The sequence below is a fragment of the Massilia aerilata genome (assembly GCF_042656905.1).
Classification (GTDB): domain Bacteria; phylum Pseudomonadota; class Gammaproteobacteria; order Burkholderiales; family Burkholderiaceae_D; genus Telluria; species Telluria aerilata.
This window is the reverse complement of record NZ_JBHSMZ010000026.1, coordinates 410,350-427,814: the sequence shown is the minus strand read 5'-3', so window position 1 is coordinate 427,814 and position 17,465 is coordinate 410,350. Positions and strand designations below refer to the sequence as shown.

Here is a 17,465-nt window from a genome sequence, read left to right as displayed (position 1 = left end):
GGCGATACCCCGGCTTTTTTACGTCTTTGCCATGTACCGGTGATCCATACCCGATACTCAGCGGGCGGACGCGACGATGTCGTTCGATGCGGGGCAAGGCCAGGTGCCGCACACCAGCCGCGACAGCCGTGCCGCCTCTTCAGGCATGGCTGTTCGGAAGGCATCGCGGTCGAGGCGCACTTTCCTGATTTGCGCCTCGACGTTTTCCGGCTTTAGTTGCACCCCAAACCCCTCTGCCTGTCCATCCTTGAATATCCGCGCGACCATCATGTCGCCCAGCTTCGACGTGTAGTGCACGGGGTCCCAGAACCATTGCATGTCTGAAGCGCCGCTATCCTTGCCCGGCACCGTCTCGCTCACCTGTCGTTCATAGCCGCCAAAATCCCACAGCACAACTTTCTGACTGGTGCCTGCCTCGGCGCTCAACATAGTCAATTCGCGTTTCCAGCGTTCGTAATCGTCCCAATATCCCATTCGATCCAACAATTCCAGACGCGAGACGTGAGCTGGCTGGATAACGAAGATGACTTCGATATCCTTGGCCTTCGCGAGCGACAGTAGTTCGCGCAAGGTGTCAAATCCGCGAATTGGCGCATCCGCGCGATCGGACAGGACACGGCGTGGCTTGCCATACTGTTTGATCACTTCGAGATGTTTTTGTGTAAACAACAATTTGAAGCCGTCGGCACGCGCTGCGTCGCGCATGCTGGCTTCGGATACATGGCCGTTCGGCTCGAGATTGACGGCATTGGATGCGCGGCTTCCAGCGATCGTCTTGATGCTGTCACCGAGCGCGTCGAGCGACAACAAGCCCAGTGCCCGATCCTTGAGTATCCGGACCGTCCTTTGCGGATTAGGATTGCCTTCATCGTCGACGGCCAGGCGCTCTTCCAGCTCGCCCATGGTGCGACGTTGCACAGTCGGGTTACCTGACTGCGACGGCACATACAAAAAGGATTCGAAATCGAGACCGACCACGAGGGTGTGCGGAGCCTGCTTTTCGTTCATCGCCAGATAATGGCGCAGATACTTCAGCCCAGCGCCGATACCCGATCCGACCAGACTGAGGTTGTAAACCGGTTGGGCCGAGGCCGGCCAGGAAGCGGTCGCCGGGTCGATGCCGAGGTCGGGACGCGAGCTGCCCATGACAATGGTGCGGGCGTTTATCCGGCTGACCTGATAAGCCTTCATCATCCTTTCACGTGTGGCGACAGACGGTTTCAAGTCGTTGAAGCCGTGGACGCGCTTGACGTCGAACAGCAAGTAAGGATCGACCGCGTAGTTAAACGTGGCGATGGCACCGGCCAGCGCGGCCGCAGTCGCGCCAAGGGTGAGACAGTACCGGAATGGAGTCATGACTTAGAACTGCCAATAGAGAAATTCGCTGGGACGGCTCAAGCCGAGGGCGCCGAACACGAAGAAGGCACTGATCAGAATGGCCCAGCCGGCAGTCCAGCTCACCGTCGTCATTCCAAGGCGCCATGCCGGTTTCGGCGAGCCAGACTTGCCCGGTTCGAAGTACAGCGCAGGCGCATAACGCTGCATCAGTTCAAGCGAATTCGGCATCACCGTCGCGATCAGGAACAAGGCCACGATCCAAAGTGTCGTTGCGGTGAAAACGGCTCCGGAACTCATGTCGCCTGCGATCCCGAGGTGGTGCAAAACGGACGCTAGGCTGGCACTGCGGTTCAACAGCGCCATCGGCACCGAAGCGCCATTCAAGCCGGCCATGCCGTGAAGAATGTGGAGCGCCGACTCGATCGTAGGGGCTCTGAACAGGACCATGCCGACCGTTACTGCAGCAAACGTCAGCACGAAGCCGAGCGGCTTCATGATGCGCTCATACGTAGCCTTGTCCCATTTCGGACGCCATTGGCGCCATGCGTGGTTGATCGTAAGGTAAACGCCGTGCAGGACGCCCCATGCCAGGAAGGTATAGCCGGCGCCATGCCAGAAACCCGACAGAAACATCGTAAACACGGTCGGCCAGCACAACAGGAGCAGGAATGCGCCCAGTGTCGGACGCTTGCGTCCAATGACAGGCTTTCCCTTGGCCATACGCTTGCGTGTCAGCGACATCACTATCGGCGTATAAACATAGGCCGTCAGGAAGCGCGTCAGCGTAATGTGCCAGCGGGACCAGAATTCAATGATGCTCGACGATTTGAGCGGCGAATTGAAATTCATCGGCAATTTGATGCCGAATATCCGCGCCAGGCCGATTGCCATATCGGAGTAGCCGGAAAAATCGAAGTAAATTTGCAGGGTATAGGCCAGGGCCGTCATCCAGGCTGGAAAAAATGACAGGCTGCCGCCTGCAGCAGCGGTATTGAAGCCTTCCGGCACATAGAAGGCGATGCCGTCTGCCAGCACCACTTTCTTGAACAGACCGATCGCGAAAATCGTCATGCCAACAGCCAGGTTTTCCGGATCGAGACGGCTGCTGATCTGCGCGAACTGCGGCATCATTTCCCGATAGTGCACGATCGGTCCGGCGATCAGTTGCGGGAAGAAGAACACGAATGTCAGGAAGTCGAACAGGTCGAAGTCGCGAATCGCGCCGGAGCGCACGTCAACCAGAAAGGCAATCTTCTGGAACGTAATGAAGGAGATCCCCAGAGGCAGCATTACCTGGGTGAGCACGAAGTGCGTTCCGGCCACGTCATTGATCGAGCCAAGGAAGAAGTTCTTGTACTTGAAATAGCCGAGGAAGCAGAGATTCAGGACTACGCCGACAGTCGTCAGCAGGTTGGCGACCGAGGGCCGCGGTGTCGCGCCATACAGCTGACGTCGGATCGCCAGCGCCAGTCCGTAGTTCACTGCAATCGACGGCAGGATGATCGCCAGGTTAATGGGATTCCAGATGCCATAGAACGCCATCGACGACAGGATCAGCCAACCCAGGCTGGCCGAGCGCGAGCCCAGCCGGTTGACCATCATATAACCGAGAACGGTCAGCGGCAGGAAAGCGAAGATGAAGGAATAGGAATTGAATAACATGTCATCAACCTGCGGCGAGCTCTTCGGCCAAAGCTGTCTCCAGGCCGCTGCTTGCAACAACGGCGATTGGTACGCTGCGCGGTTCGTAGTCGTCCAGCATCAGCGTCCAGGTCACGACATCGGCCCGCTCTTCCGCAAGCGTGAAGCCGAGCTTGCGGTAGTGCTCGCTGACCATGCCGTTCTTGGCGGTAGGGCGGTACTCGCCGACGAGTTGCCTGATGCCTTGCGCACGGGCGGAGACGCACAGGATATTCAGAACCTGTTCTTCGAGGCGGCGGTTCAAGACCCGGCAGCTCATCAGCCAGGTGTCGATCACCCCGCGCTCACCATCGCGCTTGCAGATAAGCACGCTGATCATGCCATTGTCGCCAAAACGGTCCTGCAGACGGATTTGCAGTCCGATCACACCCGGATCGCTCTCGAACGCGGCGACTTCCGCTTCCGTGTAGCGGCGCGTCGTCAGATTGAACTGATTGGTCTTGTTAATCAGCTGCGTAATTCGCGCGCGTCCGGCTTCATCGAAGCGCGATACATGCGCGGTCATGCTCAAGGATTCGAGGTAGGTCTTCATGTCGGAGGCAGCACCCAAGGCCACGGTACGTGCGGCATTCTCCTGGTACTGGGCTGCGCGCACCCGATCTTCGTCGGTAAACTGCACCGCTTCGAAGTAGCCGCCGGCCAGCAACATGGCCGGATAATATTCGGGCGCTGCGGGTAATTCCGGTACCGCCACCTCGGGCAGGGCCAGCCGGACCTGTTGACGCTCCGCCGGATTGTCGTCCAGGAACACCAGCGCGCTCACGTCAATACACAGTGTATCGGCGATTGCGCGCAGGTTGCTGGCCTTGTCTTTCCAATTGGCCTGGAAAACGGCGATATGCTCTTCACGCAAGAGCATGTCGGGATGTTCGCGAAACACCTGGCGGGCTACTGCCTCGTCATTTTTCGACGACACCGCGAGAATAACGCCGCGTTCACGTAGCGCCAATGCAGTTCGCTGGATTTCCAGAAAAGCTTCTCCCACCGCATCGCCCTGCCCCAGCACGATACCGGTCATGCCATCGTCACCGATGACGCCACCCCACAATGTGTTGTCGAGGTCCAGCACCAGGCATTTCTTCGCCTTGCCTTTGGCAGCCATGACGAGTCGGCACAGCGTATCGGCATACAGCGGCACCACGTCGTGACTGAACGGGAATTTCCCAATGTTCCATTGGATTGGATCATGCCACTGATCCAGACCAATATTCGCCGCCAGACGGGCGACATCGAGCAGCACCTGACCAGGCGCCTGAACGGCACGCAACTGCTGATTGAAACGTTCCACCATCCACAACAAGGTGCCCGGCAACTGGCCATCGAGATTGCCGAACAAGCCAGTCGCCGGTGGCGCCAGCGTTTGCACGACCACGAGGGCGCCATTCGCCGCCTGGAAAGCTTGCGTCAGCTGCGTGACGGTTTGCACGGCGGCGTCCACCAGCTCGGCAGCACGCGCGGCATTGCCTGGACAGGGCGTAAAGCCAAAGGCCCGGTAATCGAGCGCCAGAACCACCACGTCGTTGCGGCGCCGATGCGTTTCGGACTCTGGGTCGAGCGCTTCGTTGACGAAGGAACCGAAGGGCGCACCGTGCGCATCGACCCAGATTCCATGGCGCGGTGCACTGGCAACGATCGCCGGCAGCAGCAAATCGGTCGTGGCGTTTGAAAGAACGGCCATCTTGATCCACTCTACGCCGAGCGGTAGCGCCGTTTTTGGCACCGCTTTTGCCAGCAACTCGAGTTGAGGCAGATTCAAGGCCGAGGTGGCGAGAACGCGAATGTCGCGCTCATCGATTTCTGCTGCTTGACGCAAAGCGCGGACGCGCGGACGGAAATCGTCGCCTGCCGGCGGCAACCATGGTAATTCCTTCAATTTCATACGAAGCCTTGCGCGGAAAGTGGTTCAGACAGCGTTAAGCGCCGGCTTTTTGCTGTAATAGTGCGACGAGTTCGCCAACATTCTTGATACCGCTGATTTCGCTGGCATTGAAACGCACACCAAACTCCTGCTCGATCGACAGGAAGAGGCGCACGTTGCCCATGCTGTCCCAGCCTTCTACCTGGGCCGCAGTCATTGCCGGCGCCGCCACCAAATCATCGTTGTCAAAGGTGTCGCGCAGAATTTCGGTCAGGGTAGCGTAGATCGATGCGGAATCGGTTGGGAAGGAGGCAGTGGTCATGGGTGATTTGAGATTGGAAGAAACAAAAGCGAGCTTGCGCACGACAAGGAAGCATGCAGCTGCAACTCTAGCTAAAAAAATTGATTTCTAGCTATTATAAATTGTTATCTCCTCTGTGACCTGTTGCGTACACGCCAATTCAGCCTGTTCCAAGACGCGTTAAAAGCTGTCATGAGGCGGCCAAGGCAAGGCCTGATCTCACTAGCCAGGCTTTTCTACATGAATTCTTGTAACCGCATGTCGCATTTATGCCCTTACTTGAATTTTTTCTGTAACAGTTTTCTGCAGGTAAAAATTCACATTCTTCATAGACAGATTCCTGAAAAAAATAACATTTAGTCAGCAATCTTGTTACACATGGTTACTTTCCTCGTCACAATTTGTTCGTTAGGCTTGGGGTTTCGCGTTTCCGATAAGCATTGACTTCGGGAACGGACTCTCTTTCTTGGACCATGAGGAAACACATGCAAGGTCGTTCCATCTTCGTCCCGGCCGCCCTACTCGGCCTGGCATTCGCCTCTTCCGCTTCGGCCGCCACCTTGTCGGTGGGTCCGGGCAAAACCTACGCCACCCCTTGCAAGGCCATCGTCGTTGCGAAAAGCGGCGACGTGGTCGAAATCACCGGCAACACGACCTATAGTGGCGACGTCTGCGGCATCTACGCCAGCAACATCACCATCCGCGGCGTCAACGGCCGCCCGAAGATCAATGCCAACGGCAAGAACGCCATGGGCAAAGGGATTTGGGTCGTCTCCGGCAGCAACGTCACCGTCGATAACGTCGAGATGTATGGCGCCAAGGTCGCCGACAAGAACGGCGCCGCCTTGCGCCTGGAAGGCACTAACTTCACGCTGCGTAATTCTTTCCTGCACGATAACGAGAACGGCATTCTGAGCGGCGTGAACACGGCCAGTAACGTCCTGATCGAGTACACCGAGTTCGGCCACAACGGCTACGGCGACGGCTACAGCCACAACCTGTATATCGGCAACGTCGGCAGCCTGACCTTCCGCTACAACTACTCGCACGATGCGAATGTCGGCCACAACCTGAAGTCGCGCGCACGCGTCAACACGATCGTGTACAACCGCTTCTCGTCCGGTGTCGCGGGCAGCACTGCAATCGGCAAGCCGAGCTATGAGATCGACCTTCCGAACGCCGGCACCTCGTATGTGATCGGCAACGTGATTCAGCAGCCGGCAAGCCACAGCAACCCGAGCATGCTGGCCTACGGTGAAGAAGGCGCCAGCAATCCGGGCAAGGACCTGTACGTGGTGAACAACACCTTCCTGAACGACGACAGCTCGCGCGGCACCTTCGTCCAGATCGGTTCGGGCGTCACCACCCCGGCCCTGCTGCAGAACAATATCTTCGGCGGCACCGGCACCCTGAGCACCCAAACCAGCGCGGTCCAGAAGACCAACTACCGTTCGGTGTCGCCGGGCTTCGTGAGCCGCTCGGCCTGGGACCTGCGTCCGCTGGCCAACACGCTGGTGACCAACGCCGGTTCAACTCCGGGCACCTCGAGCAGCGGCGTGTCGCTCAAGCCGGTCGCGCAGTACAAGCACACCGCGTCCGGTGTGGCGCGCCCGGTGCTCGGTAATCTCGACATCGGCGCCTACGAGGCGCAGTAGAACGACAAGGGCCGCGCAATGCGGCCCTTTTTACGACGACTGCGCTGGCGTGCTTACCAGATAATCACCCGCTCCTTCGGCGCCAGGTACATCTTGTCTCCCGGCTTGACGCCGAAGGCTTCATAAAAGCCCGGCTGGTTGCGCAGCGTGCCGTTGGCGCGGAAGGCGTCCGGCGAGTGCGGGTCGGCCTTGATCTGCGCGATGGTTTGCTGCTCGCGCATCTTGGCGCGCCACACCTGGGCCCAGCCCATGTACAGGCGCTGCTCGCCGGTGTAGCCGTCGATGACCGGCGCCTTCTTCCCCTTCAGCGAGATTTTATAAGCCTTGGTGGCGATCGCCAGGCCGGAGTTGTCGGCGATGTTCTCGCCCAGGGTCAGCTCGCCATTCACGTGGTAGCCCGGCAGCGGCTCGAAGGCGTTGTACTGGTTCACCAGCATCGCGGTCTTGGCCTTGAAGTTCTTGTGGTCGGCCTTGCTCCACCAGTCGCGCAGGTTGCCGTTGCCGTCATATTGCGCGCCCTGGTCGTCGAAGCCGTGGCTGATCTCGTGGCCGATCACGGCGCCGATGCCGCCGTAGTTCACGGCGTCGTCCGCATTCGCATCGAAGAAAGGCGGCTGCAGGATCGCGGCCGGGAACACGATCTCGTTCATCTCCGGGTTGTAATAGGCGTTCACCGTCTGCGGCGTCATGCCCCATTCGTCGCGGTCGATGGGTTTGCCCAGCTTGTCGATCTCGCGGTCGGCGGCGACCACGCGCGCGCGCATCACATTGCCGACCAGGTCCTCGCGCTTCACCACCAGCTTCGAGTAGTCCTTCCACTTGTTCGGGTAGCCGATCTTCGGGGTGAACTTGGCCAGCTTGGCCTGCGCTTCCTTCCTGGTGGCGGGGCTCATCCAATCGAGCTTGTCGATCGACTGTTTATAGGCGGCCAGCAGGTTCTTCACCAGCGCTTCCATGCGCGCTTTTCTCTCCGGCGGGAAGTACTCGGCCACATACAGCTTGCCCAGCGCCTCGCCCTGCGCCCGCTCGACCGCGCCCACGCCACGCTTCCAGCGCGGTTCCAGTTCCGGGGTGCCGGACAGGGTCTTGCCATAGAAGCCGAAGCGCTCGTCGACGTAGGCCTTCGACAGGTAGCCGGCATAGGCGTCGACCAGGTGCATCGACAGGTAGGCCTTCCAGGTATCGAGCGAAGTCTTGTTCGACAGCTCGACGAAGGCTTTCAGGTAGCTCGGCTGGCCGACGATGACGTAAGTCGTCTTGCCGGACAGGCCGGCGGCGTCCAGCCAGGACTTCCAGCCGTAGCCGGGCGCCAGCTTGTCGAGGTCGGCCAGGTTCACCTTGTTGTAGGCCTTGATCGGATCGCGCAGCTCGACCTTGGTCCACTGGATCTTCGCGATCTCGGTCTCGAAGCCGACGATGGAGCGCGCATCGAACACGGCGCGGCCGTTGCCGGCCAGCGCCAGCGTGCGCTCGACGTGCTGCTCATATTTCGCCTTGGCGTCGGCCAGCTTGGCGTCGTCGTCCTTCAGGTAGTAGTCGCGGTCCGGCATCGCCAGGCCGCCCTGGCCAATGTCGGCCACGTACTTGGTGGAGTCCTTGTTGTCCTGGTGGATGCCGAAGTCGAAGGGGACGTTGACGCCGATCTTGCCCAGGTGGGCCAGCAGCGCCGGCAGTTCCGACTTGTCCTTCAGTGCGGCGATGCGCTCGAGTTCCCCCTTCAGCGGCGCGATGCCCAGCTGTTCCAGGCGCGGCTCGTCCATGAAGCTGGCGTAGAAGTCGCCGATACGCTGTTCGTCGGTACCGCCGGCGCCGCCCTTCGCAGCGACCTTCTCGATGATCCCGCGTAGCTGGGTCAGCGAATCCTCGTACAGCTGGTCGAAGGAGCCCCAGCTGGCCTGGTCGGCCGGGATTTCGACGGTCTGCAGCCACTTGCCGTTAAGGTGGGCGAAGAAGTCGTTCTGCGGACGCACCGCGGGATCGATGTACTGGGTGGCGATGCCGCTGGCAAGGACCGGGCGGGAGGCGGACGTTGCCGCGTTGGCGGATTTGGCCGCCGGCGCGGCGTGCGCGAAGCAGGCGGCCAGCGCCAGGCTCAGCGCGCTCAATGCAAAGCGTTTCATGATAGGACGTCCCTTCAGTGTTGTCGTGTTCTTATTGTAGCGTCAATAAAAAACTCTCCGCAGCGAGCTTTTGTGGTGCAAGGCTACTAAATGCTTAGCGTGTCACGCGCAGCGTGGGGTGAGCGCAGAGGGTCCCGAGATAGCGCCCGCTGCGGCTGGCCAGCAGCCAGCCGGCATGCCGCCAGCCCAGGCTGAAGAAGGTGTTAACCGACCGCAAGTTCGTTGCCTGCACGTGCGAAAGGCAGACGTGCAGCCCTTCCTGCGCCATGCTGGACGCGGTAGCAAGCAGAAGTTTCTTGGCCCAGCCGCCGCGCCGGCTGCTTGGGTGCGTGTATAGGAAGCTCAGAAATGCGTTATGCGGTCCCACCTCAAGCGTGAGCGGGCAGGGTGTATCGGTGTGGGCGACACCGACGTCGATCCGGGTCTGCGAGCGCACGGCGCCGTCTTCGACCAGCGCGTAGATCCGCCCGCCTTGCGCGATCAGCTTGTCCACACCGATGCCGGTATGCGGCCCGATCTGCTTGAGCAGGCTACCGGGACAGTTCGCCAGGTCGTCCTCGGAGACCAGCCGCAGCAGCGTGCAGCCGGGCAGGAAAGCGGGGCCGGCGTCACGTAGCGGCAGCGCAAAGAGCGTGTAGACATCGAGCGCCAGCGCCCTGCGCAGCAGCCAGAAACCCAGGCTGCGCAGGCCGCCGCGTTCGCGCAGCAGCGCTACCCGTTCGTGCTTCCACAGCGCAGCCATGCTAGAGCGCTTCCCAGCTGGACAAGACCTTTTTGAGTAGGCGGTGGCCCAAGGCGCCGACGAGTCCCGGGCGGAACAGGATCATGTCCACCATGCGTGCGCCCGGCTGCGCGCCCCAGCGCTGCTTGTAGCCGGAATCGCCCTGGCCCCAGTCGACCAGGCGCATGCCGCGTGCGATCGCGTCGCGGAAAATGTCGAGCGAGAGCAGCGAGCCCGGGCTGGACGCCTTCAAGGCCTCGTCATAGCCGTTGGCCACGATGCACATCGTCTTCCCATGTTCGAGGTGTAGCGAAAAGGCGATGTCGCGCTCGCCCCAGGACAGCAGCCACAGCACAACCTTCGGTTCGTCGCCGTGCTGCGCGAGCTGCGACCAATAGGCCTGGTTCTGCGCGCCCATGAGTTTCACTTCCTCTCCTTGCTGGGCGACCCAGGAGGCCTGCTCGACCAACGCCGCGCGCTGCAGCAGCGGCATAGCCTGCGCTGCGCTGAGGCGGTGCCTTTCGGCAGTCACCGCGCCCTGCTTCTCGAGACGGCGGCGCTGGTAGGCGATGTTCTTCCATAACGAGCCGCTGACCTGGGCCTGCAGCGCTTCCATCGAGGCCGGCAGCGCCAGTTCGAACACCTGCCCGCTTTCCTGTCGCAGGCCGCGCCAGCCCCGCGCGCACAGCAGCTTGACGAAGTCCTGGGTGTCCGTGTCGCCGTCGATGAGCGGTCCCATGCGCAGCATGGCGCCGCACGGCCGCTTGGTCAGTTCATCGGCGAGCCCGATCAGCGACTGTTCGCCGGCGCCCGCTTCGAGGGCCACGCCGCGCCACGGCCAGTAGTAGCCGCCCAGCGCCCAGAGGTCCAGCTTGCTCGCGCGCTTACGTGCGAACGCCACTTCGGCGCCCGCGCCGCGCACCACTTTCAGGGGACCGCACCAGCCATTGCCGGGCAAATAAGCCTGTTCCCAAGCTGCAGCGGTATGCGCACGCACAAAACCGCGCCGCGCAAGCGCTTCGGCAGGCATGTCGAGACCCTCAGCCATGGCCGCGCAGCAGGCGCCGCACTTTCGCCTTGACGCCGTAACGGTCCAGCACCCGGCCCAGCCAGCCGGAGAACTCGTCCATCATCGCATGGCCGCGGAGAATGGCGGCATTGCGCAGCGTGGGCCGGACCAGGAACACGTGGGCGCACTGGCGCTGGTGGGTGGCAAACAGGCGCTTGTGGTCGGACTGGCCTTCAGTGAAGTCGAAGTAGCGCAGGCCGCCTTCATTGAACATCTCTTCCAGCGCCAGCCACTGCAGCACGGTGCCGACCGACAGGTGCATGTAGGACGGGTCGTAACCCAGGAAGGCGTAGATCGCGACTTCGTCCTGGACCGGGCAGTAGAGGTAGGAGACTGGCCGCTCGCCGTCGAACAAGATGTAGGCGCGCATCTTCCCTTCAGCGGCCAGGGCACGGGCGCGCTCCATGAACTCGGGCGTATCGGGCAGACCGGCGTCCAGCAGCTTTTCCTGGTAGGTCAACTTCGACACCGCACGCGCCAGCTCGAAGAAGGCCTGGACCTCGTCCGGCTTGCGGTAGGAATGCCATTTCAGGGTCCCGTTGCAGTGTTCGGTGTACTTACGGATCTTGCGGTTGATGGTCGAGCGCGTCTTGGACGAGAACTTCTTCTGGTATTCCTCGAAGGAGGTGTTCAGGTCGATGTAGCAGTGCTGGTACTGCAAGGGGACGTAGCGCAGGAAGGGGCCGGTACGCGCCAGGCGCGGCAGCGCTTCCTTGATCGGTTGGCGGCGTAGCGCGAAGCCTTGGCTACCCGGCGCCAGCTGGTCCTTGCCGGGAATGGCGATGGCCTCGGGATCTTCCGCCTCGGCCAGCCCGATCGAACGCTGCTGCATGCGGATCGACGCCTCGGACAAGGTCCAGTCGCTCAGCTGGAACTTGAACGGTACGTCACGCACTTGCCAGAGACTCATTATTGCCACTTTCTAATGCACCAGCCGGCGCATCGCTTGAGCCAGGTAGCGCTGCCCGGTTGCCAGCGGCGAGACCCGCGGTAGCTCCCAGGCCGACGGCGGTACTGCCGGCACCACGGAGGGGTCGAACGATGCGGTCGGGAATTCCGCCACATTGCGGCCCAGCCATTCGCATAGGCCGGCAAAGCGGCGCGTGACGATCCGGTCTTCGCTACGGCGGTCGGCGCTCAGGAGTTCGAAGTTGTGCGACACCAGCGTTGCCGCCGGCAAGCCCTGGTCGCGTGCGCGGCTCAGGCCCTCCACCATTTCCGACATCGAGCAAGCGGTGATCTGCATCGGGCGCACCCGTCCGAAACCGTCGCGGAACAGGGTAACCGGATATTCGGCAATGTTCTCCATCGACGAGGGGTAGAGCAGGCGCGTGCCGCCCATGTCGGGATACGGGAAATCGAAGCAGGCGTTGATGCTGGAGTCGACCTTGACGCCGATGCGCGCCAGTGCGCGCAAGGTATCGGCGTTAGCCGAGTAGTTTCCGCTGCGGAATGCGGTCGGGCGCGGTGCGCCGGCCTCGACCAGGCGGCTGGCGGCGGCTTCCAGCAGGACTTCTTGCTCGTCCAGCGAAAAACGGTGCAGCATCTGCATGTTCTTGCGGCGCGGGACGATCTCGTTCGGTAAGACATCCAGCCATTCCGGGTGAATGTGCATCTGCACGTCCTGGCCCCCTTCCATGATCACGCCGACGAGCTCCTGCAAGGCGTCCAGTCCATAGTAGTATGAAAACAGGGGCTCGACGAAGAACACCGCCCTCAGGCCGTTGTCACGCAAAATCTGCAGATTGAGCGGCAGGGCGCCGCGCTCTCGCGGCAATGGGCCGTACGTGAGTCGTCGAAATGCCTCGGGCAAACTGGCATCCATCTCGGTCCAGCTATTGGCCCAGATCTCAACATCGTACGTAAGGTGAACTTGCATTGAGAGGCTAGAAGCCAGGTGAATTGATAAGTTGAAATTATCTTACATTATTGCAAATGCTTACAACACATTTCGTCCCGTGCGCGGCTCCCATGCGACGAGCGAAAAAAGGCCACGGCATGCCGCGGCCCTTCATTCGTCACGAAAGCGACGTGCTTACCAGATGATCACGCGCTCGGTCGGCGCCAGGTACATCTTGTCGCCCTGCTTCACCTTGAAGGCTTCGTAGAAGCCCGGCTGGTTGCGCAGGGTGCCGTTGGCGCGGTACTGGCCCGGCGAGTGCGGGTCGGTCTTCACTTGCACGATCTGCTGCTGCTCGCGCATCTTCGAACGCCACACCTGCGCCCAGCCCGCGTACAGGCGCTGGTCGCCGGTCATGCCGTCGATCACCGGCGCCTTCTTGCCCTTCAGCGAGATGTGATAGGCCTTGGCGGCGATGGCGAGACCCGAGTTGTCGGCGATGTTCTCGCCCAGGGTCAGTTCGCCGTTGACGTGGTAGCCCTTGATCGGCTCAAAGGCGTTGTACTGGTTGACCAGCGCGGTGGTCTTGGCCTTGAAGTTCTTGTGGTCCGATGCGGTCCACCAGTCGCGCAGGTTGCCGTCGCCGTCGTACTGGGCGCCCTGGTCGTCGAAACCGTGGCTGATCTCGTGGCCGATCACGGCGCCGATGCCGCCGTAGTTGACCGCGTCATCGGCGTTGGCGTCGAAGAACGGCGGCTGCAGGATCGCGGCCGGGAACACGATCTCGTTCATCTCCGGGTTGTAGTAGGCGTTGATGGTCTGCGGCGTCATGCCCCATTCGTCGCGGTCGATCGGCTTGCCCAGCTTGTTGATCTCGCGGTCGGCTTCGACCACGCGCGAACGCATCACGTTGCCGACCAGGTCGTCACGCGAGACTTCCAGCTTGGAGTAGTCCTTCCACTTGTTCGGATAGCCGATCTTCGGGTTGAACTTGGCCAGCTTGGCTTGCGCTTCCTTCTTGGTGGCCGGGCTCATCCAGTCGAGCTTGTCGATCGATTGCTTATAGGCGGCCAGCAGGTTTTTCACCAGCGCTTCCATGCGCGCTTTTTTCTCGGCCGAGAAGTACTTGTCCACGTACAGCTTGCCCACCGCCTCGCCCTGCGAACGCTCGACTGCGCCCACGCCACGCTTCCAGCGCGGTTCCATTTCCTTCACGCCCGACAGGGTCTTGCCGTAGAAGTCGAAGCGCTCGTCGACGAAGTTCTTCGACAGGAAGCTGCCGTAGGATTCGATCAGGTGCAGCGACAGGTAGGCCTTCCAGGTATCGATCGGGGTCTTGTTGGCGACTTCCATGAAGGACTTCAGGTAGGTCGGCTGGCCCACGATCACGTAGGTGGCCTTGCCCGACAGGCCGGTGGTGTCCAGCCAGGTCTTCCAGTCGAAGCCCGGGGCGACCGTGTTCAGGTCGCCCAGGTTGACCTTGTTGTAGGCCTTGATCGGGTCGCGCAGTTCGACCTTGGTCCACTGCACCTTGGCGATCTCGGTCTCGAAGTCGACGATGGCCTTGGCATTCGCGGCGGCGTTCTTGTCGCCGGCCATGCTCAGCATCTTCTCGACGTGCTGCTGGTACTTGGCCTTGGTGGCGGCCAGCTTGGCGTCGTCGGCCTTCAGGTAGTAATCGCGGTCAGGCATGCCCAGGCCGCCCTGGCCGATGTCGGCGACATACTTGGTCGAATCCTTGTTGTCCTGGTGGATGCCGAAGTCGAAAGGCACGCCCACGCCGATCTTGCCCAGGTGGGCCAGCAGGGCCGGCAGCTCGGACTTGTCCTTCAGCGCGGCGATCTTGTCCAGTTCACCCTTCAGCGGAGTCGCGCCCAGCTGTTCCAGGCGCGCTTCGTCCATGAAGCTGGCGTAGAAGTCGCCGATGCGCTGTTCGTCGGTGCCCTTGTCAGCGTTTTTCTGGGCGACGTTCTCGATGATGCCGCGCAGCTGCGGCAGGGTGTTCTCGCGCAGTTCCATGAACGAGCCCCAGCTCGACTTGTCCGATGGGATCTCGACGGTCTTGAGCCACTTGCCGTTCAGGTATTCGAAGAAATCGTCTTGCGGACGCACGGACGATTCGATGTATTGGGTGGCGATGCCGGCGCTCAGGGTCTGGCCCTTGGTGGCGGTGGCTTTCGCGGCGGCGGCGCCGCTGCCTTCTGCGTGGCTGACGCTGGCGATCAGGGCCAGGGTCAGGGCGCTCAACAGATACTGCTTCTTCATTCTTTCATCTCCCTCGGTATTATCAGTAGGTGGGACGACGGGATCGCCGCCGTCCCTGTTCTGGCGCTTGGTATTACCAGATCGTGACGCGCTCTTCAGGCTTCAGGTACATCTTGTCGCCTTCCTTGACGCCGAAGGCTTCATAGAAAGCCGCCTGGTTGCGCAGGGTGCCGTTGGCGCGGAACTGGCCCGGCGAGTGCGGATCGGTTTTCACCTGGTTGATCGCCGCCTCGTCGCGCATCTTCGAGCGCCACACCTGGCCGAAGCCCATGAAGAAGCGCTGGTCGCCGCTCAGGCCGTCGATCACCGGGGCCGGCTGGCCGTGCAGCGAGATCTTGTAAGCCTTGTAGGCGATGGCGAGACCCGAGTTGTCGCCGATGTTCTCGCCCAGGGTCAGGGCGCCGTTGACGTGGTAGCCCGGCACCGGCTCGAAGGCGTCGTACTGCTTGACCAGCATGTCGGTCTTGGCCTTGAAGCGGGCCTCGTCTTCCTTGGTCCACCAGTTGCGCAGGTTGCCGTCGCCGTCCGACTGGCTGCCCTTGTCGTCGAAGCCGTGGCCGATCTCGTGGCCGATCACGGCGCCGATCGCGCCGTAGTTGACCGCGTCATCCGCGGCGGCGTTGAAGAACGGCGGCTGCAGGATCGCGGCCGGGAACACGATCTCGTTCAGGCGCGAGTTGTAGTAGGCGTTGATGGTCTGCGGCGTCATGCCCCATTCTTCGCGGTCGATCGGCTTGCCCAGCTTGCTGATGTTGCGGTTGTAGCTGAAGGTGGCGGTGCGCATCACGTTGCCGATCAGGTCATCCTTCTTGATCGCCAGCTTCGAGTAGTCGCGCCACTTGTTCGGGTAGCCGATCTTCGGGTTGAACTTGGCCAGCTTGGCCTGCGCTTCCTTCTTGGTCTCCGGACCCATCCAATCGAGCTTGTCGATCGATTCCTTGTAGGCGGCGAGCACGTTCTTCACCAGCTCTTCCATGCGGGCCTTGCGCTCCGGCGGGAAGTACTGGGCGGTGTATTCACGGCCCAGGGCTTCGCCCAGCGCGCCTTCGACGGTGCTGACGCCACGCTTCCAGCGCGGTTCCATTTCCTTCACGCCCGACAGGGTCTTGCCATAGAAATCGAAGCGCTCGTCGACGAAGGCCTTCGACAGGAAAGGCGAGAACTCGCGCAGCACCTGCCACTGGAAATACGACTTCACGGTCTCGAGATCGGTCTTGGCCAGCACCTGGTTGAAGCCGGTGATGTAGCTCGGCTGGCCGACGATCACGTAGTCCGCCTTGTTGCCGATGCCGGCGGCGCCCAGCGCGGCCTTCCAGTCGTAGTCCGGGGTCAGCTTGGACAGCTCGTCCACGCTCATCTTGTTGTAGCTCTTGTTCGGGTCGCGCAGGTCGACGCGGTTCCACTGCACCTGGGCCAGCTCGGTCTCGAAAGCGACGATGGCCTTGGCCCTGGCGGCGGCATCCTTGTCGCCGCTGAGCGCCAGCATGTTGGTGACGTGCTGCTCGTACTTGGCCTTGATGCCGGCCATGCGCTTGTCATCCATCTTCAGGTAGTAGTCGCGGTCCGGCAGACCGAGGCCGCCCTGGCGGATATAGGTCGCGTACTTGGTCGATTCCTTGGCATCCTGGGCCACGCCGATGCCGTAGGGGACCGACACGCCGATCTGCGACAAATGGGCCACCAGGGCCGGCACGCCTTTCTTGTCCTTCAGCGCGCGGATGCGATTCAGCTCGCCGGCCAGCGGCTTGACGGCGAGGGTTTCGAGCTTCTTCTCGTCCATGAAGCTGGTGTACAGGTCGCCGATCTTCTGCTCGTCGCTGCCGGCCTTCTTGCCCGGCTTCTTCTGGTCCGCTTCGACGATGCCGCGGATCTGGCCCTGGGTGCTGTCGCGCAGCGCGATGAAGGTGCCCCAGCTGGTGCGGTCCGACGGGATTTCCGTGGTCTGCAGCCATTTGCCGTTCAGGTGGCCGAAGAAATCGTCCTGGACGCGCACGCCCTGGTCGATGTACTGCGTCTCGATGCCGGAGGTCGTGCCGGCGGCAGCGGAATGGACATTGTCGGCGGCGCCGGCAAAGGCGGCCATCATGGACAGGGTCAGGGTGCTCAGAAGGTAACGTTTCACGCGGTGTCCTTGGTTGCAGGGATAAGAACGGCTTGTGGCCATCGGCAAATGTATCACAGCCCGGCCTGCCAAAACCGGGCTGTTGTCTGGCATTTACACTGGAATATGCATGCGCTTACGTCGCGGCGCTCCGTACCGGCGGTATCGAGGCTGGGCTCGGTGTCGTGGAAACGCGGCTTGCTGGAGACTGGGAGTGAACCGGCACGGCGCCGGTGCGTGCGGCCTGCAGCCTGCTCTTTCTGGGCGGAAGCCCATGCTTGTCCCGCCGTGCCCAGCAAGGCCAGGCAGGCCATCGGGATCAGTTTGCTCATGCTTATCGTTGATGGGTTGCCCGGACTGTTGCCATCCGGTTGGACCAAATTCTAGCCGTTAAGCAAAGCCAAGATGCGGGTCAAGTGCTTGATGTTACTTTACGATACATCGTATGTATGCCTGGCCGGCAAAAAAGCGACGAAATATCGCTGGCGCCGAGCCG

The 17,465-nt window shown here is 61.5% G+C and carries 13 protein-coding genes; 1 reads left to right on the top strand and 12 read right to left on the bottom strand.

The window, feature by feature from the left end; genetic code table 11:
* Nucleotides 1-57: 57 nt before the first annotated feature.
* From ACFPO9_RS27250 to ACFPO9_RS27235, 4 genes are read right to left on the bottom strand one after another with little or no spacing between them, the layout of a single operon-like run.
* Nucleotides 58-1,356, bottom strand: coding sequence for an MATH domain-containing protein (locus ACFPO9_RS27250; RefSeq protein WP_379777489.1), 1,299 nt, complete (start codon nt 1,354-1,356; stop codon nt 58-60).
* A 3-nt stretch (nt 1,357-1,359) separates the two neighbouring features.
* Complete coding sequence (locus tag ACFPO9_RS27245; protein ID WP_379777487.1) at nt 1,360-3,000, bottom strand: MBOAT family O-acyltransferase; 1,641 nt, start codon at nt 2,998-3,000, stop codon at nt 1,360-1,362.
* A gap of 4 nt (nt 3,001-3,004) precedes the next feature.
* A complete protein-coding gene (locus ACFPO9_RS27240) occupies nt 3,005-4,918 on the bottom strand; it encodes an HAD-IIIC family phosphatase (RefSeq protein ID WP_379777485.1) in 1,914 nt (637 codons plus the stop codon).
* 34 nt (nt 4,919-4,952) lie between these two features.
* Nucleotides 4,953-5,219 carry an acyl carrier protein gene (locus ACFPO9_RS27235; RefSeq protein ID WP_379777483.1) on the bottom strand — a complete coding sequence of 89 codons (267 nt, stop codon included), beginning with the start codon at nt 5,217-5,219 and terminating at the stop codon, nt 4,953-4,955.
* 464 nt (nt 5,220-5,683) lie between these two features.
* Here ACFPO9_RS27235 and ACFPO9_RS27230 point away from each other — a divergent pair, with 464 nt between their 5' ends.
* On the top strand, nt 5,684-6,853 hold the full coding sequence (locus ACFPO9_RS27230) for a right-handed parallel beta-helix repeat-containing protein (RefSeq protein ID WP_379777481.1): 1,170 nt from the start codon (nt 5,684-5,686) through the stop codon (nt 6,851-6,853).
* A gap of 53 nt (nt 6,854-6,906) precedes the next feature.
* On the opposite strand, the gene ACFPO9_RS27225 is transcribed toward ACFPO9_RS27230, so the two are convergent.
* From ACFPO9_RS27225 to ACFPO9_RS27190, 8 genes are all read right to left on the bottom strand, one after another.
* Nucleotides 6,907-8,973, bottom strand: coding sequence for a M13 family metallopeptidase (locus ACFPO9_RS27225; RefSeq protein ID WP_379777479.1), 2,067 nt, complete (start codon nt 8,971-8,973; stop codon nt 6,907-6,909).
* Nucleotides 8,974-9,067: 94 nt separating this feature from the next.
* Entirely contained in the window at nt 9,068-9,715 is a 648-nt protein-coding gene (locus ACFPO9_RS27220) for a GNAT family N-acetyltransferase (RefSeq protein WP_379777477.1), read from the bottom strand.
* A 1-nt stretch (nt 9,716) separates the two neighbouring features.
* The gene (locus ACFPO9_RS27215; RefSeq protein ID WP_379777475.1) at nt 9,717-10,742 is read right to left on the bottom strand and encodes a GNAT family N-acetyltransferase; all 1,026 of its coding nucleotides are present in this window, start codon (nt 10,740-10,742) and stop codon (nt 9,717-9,719) included.
* Complete coding sequence (locus tag ACFPO9_RS27210; RefSeq protein ID WP_379777473.1) at nt 10,735-11,673, bottom strand: GNAT family N-acetyltransferase; 939 nt, start codon at nt 11,671-11,673, stop codon at nt 10,735-10,737. Before ACFPO9_RS27210 ends, ACFPO9_RS27215 begins: the two co-directional genes overlap by 8 nt.
* Nucleotides 11,674-11,685: 12 nt before the next feature.
* On the bottom strand, nt 11,686-12,540 hold the full coding sequence (locus ACFPO9_RS27205) for a polysaccharide deacetylase family protein (RefSeq protein WP_379777471.1): 855 nt from the start codon (nt 12,538-12,540) through the stop codon (nt 11,686-11,688).
* A gap of 258 nt (nt 12,541-12,798) precedes the next feature.
* Nucleotides 12,799-14,868: a M13 family metallopeptidase gene (locus ACFPO9_RS27200; RefSeq protein WP_379777469.1), complete on the bottom strand. Its 2,070-nt coding sequence runs from the start codon at nt 14,866-14,868 to the stop codon at nt 12,799-12,801.
* Nucleotides 14,869-14,941: 73 nt separating this feature from the next.
* A complete protein-coding gene (locus tag ACFPO9_RS27195) occupies nt 14,942-16,990 on the bottom strand; it encodes a M13 family metallopeptidase (RefSeq protein WP_379777467.1) in 2,049 nt (682 codons plus the stop codon).
* Between the two features lie 53 nt (nt 16,991-17,043).
* On the bottom strand, nt 17,044-17,301 hold the full coding sequence (locus ACFPO9_RS27190; RefSeq protein ID WP_379777465.1) for a hypothetical protein: 258 nt from the start codon (nt 17,299-17,301) through the stop codon (nt 17,044-17,046).
* Nucleotides 17,302-17,465 lie beyond the last annotated feature (164 nt).

Coding starts and splice junctions, on each gene's coding strand:
- ACFPO9_RS27250 (WP_379777489.1), bottom strand. CDS start 1,356: ATGACTCCATTCCGGTACTGTCTCACCCTTGGCGCGACTGCGGCCGCG.
- ACFPO9_RS27245 (WP_379777487.1), bottom strand. CDS start 3,000: ATGTTATTCAATTCCTATTCCTTCATCTTCGCTTTCCTGCCGCTGACC.
- ACFPO9_RS27240 (WP_379777485.1), bottom strand. CDS start 4,918: ATGAAATTGAAGGAATTACCATGGTTGCCGCCGGCAGGCGACGATTTC.
- ACFPO9_RS27235 (WP_379777483.1), bottom strand. CDS start 5,219: ATGACCACTGCCTCCTTCCCAACCGATTCCGCATCGATCTACGCTACC.
- ACFPO9_RS27230 (WP_379777481.1), top strand. CDS start 5,684: ATGCAAGGTCGTTCCATCTTCGTCCCGGCCGCCCTACTCGGCCTGGCA.
- ACFPO9_RS27225 (WP_379777479.1), bottom strand. CDS start 8,973: ATGAAACGCTTTGCATTGAGCGCGCTGAGCCTGGCGCTGGCCGCCTGC.
- ACFPO9_RS27220 (WP_379777477.1), bottom strand. CDS start 9,715: ATGGCTGCGCTGTGGAAGCACGAACGGGTAGCGCTGCTGCGCGAACGC.
- ACFPO9_RS27215 (WP_379777475.1), bottom strand. CDS start 10,742: ATGGCTGAGGGTCTCGACATGCCTGCCGAAGCGCTTGCGCGGCGCGGT.
- ACFPO9_RS27210 (WP_379777473.1), bottom strand. CDS start 11,673: ATGAGTCTCTGGCAAGTGCGTGACGTACCGTTCAAGTTCCAGCTGAGC.
- ACFPO9_RS27200 (WP_379777469.1), bottom strand. CDS start 14,868: ATGAAGAAGCAGTATCTGTTGAGCGCCCTGACCCTGGCCCTGATCGCC.
- ACFPO9_RS27190 (WP_379777465.1), bottom strand. CDS start 17,301: ATGAGCAAACTGATCCCGATGGCCTGCCTGGCCTTGCTGGGCACGGCG.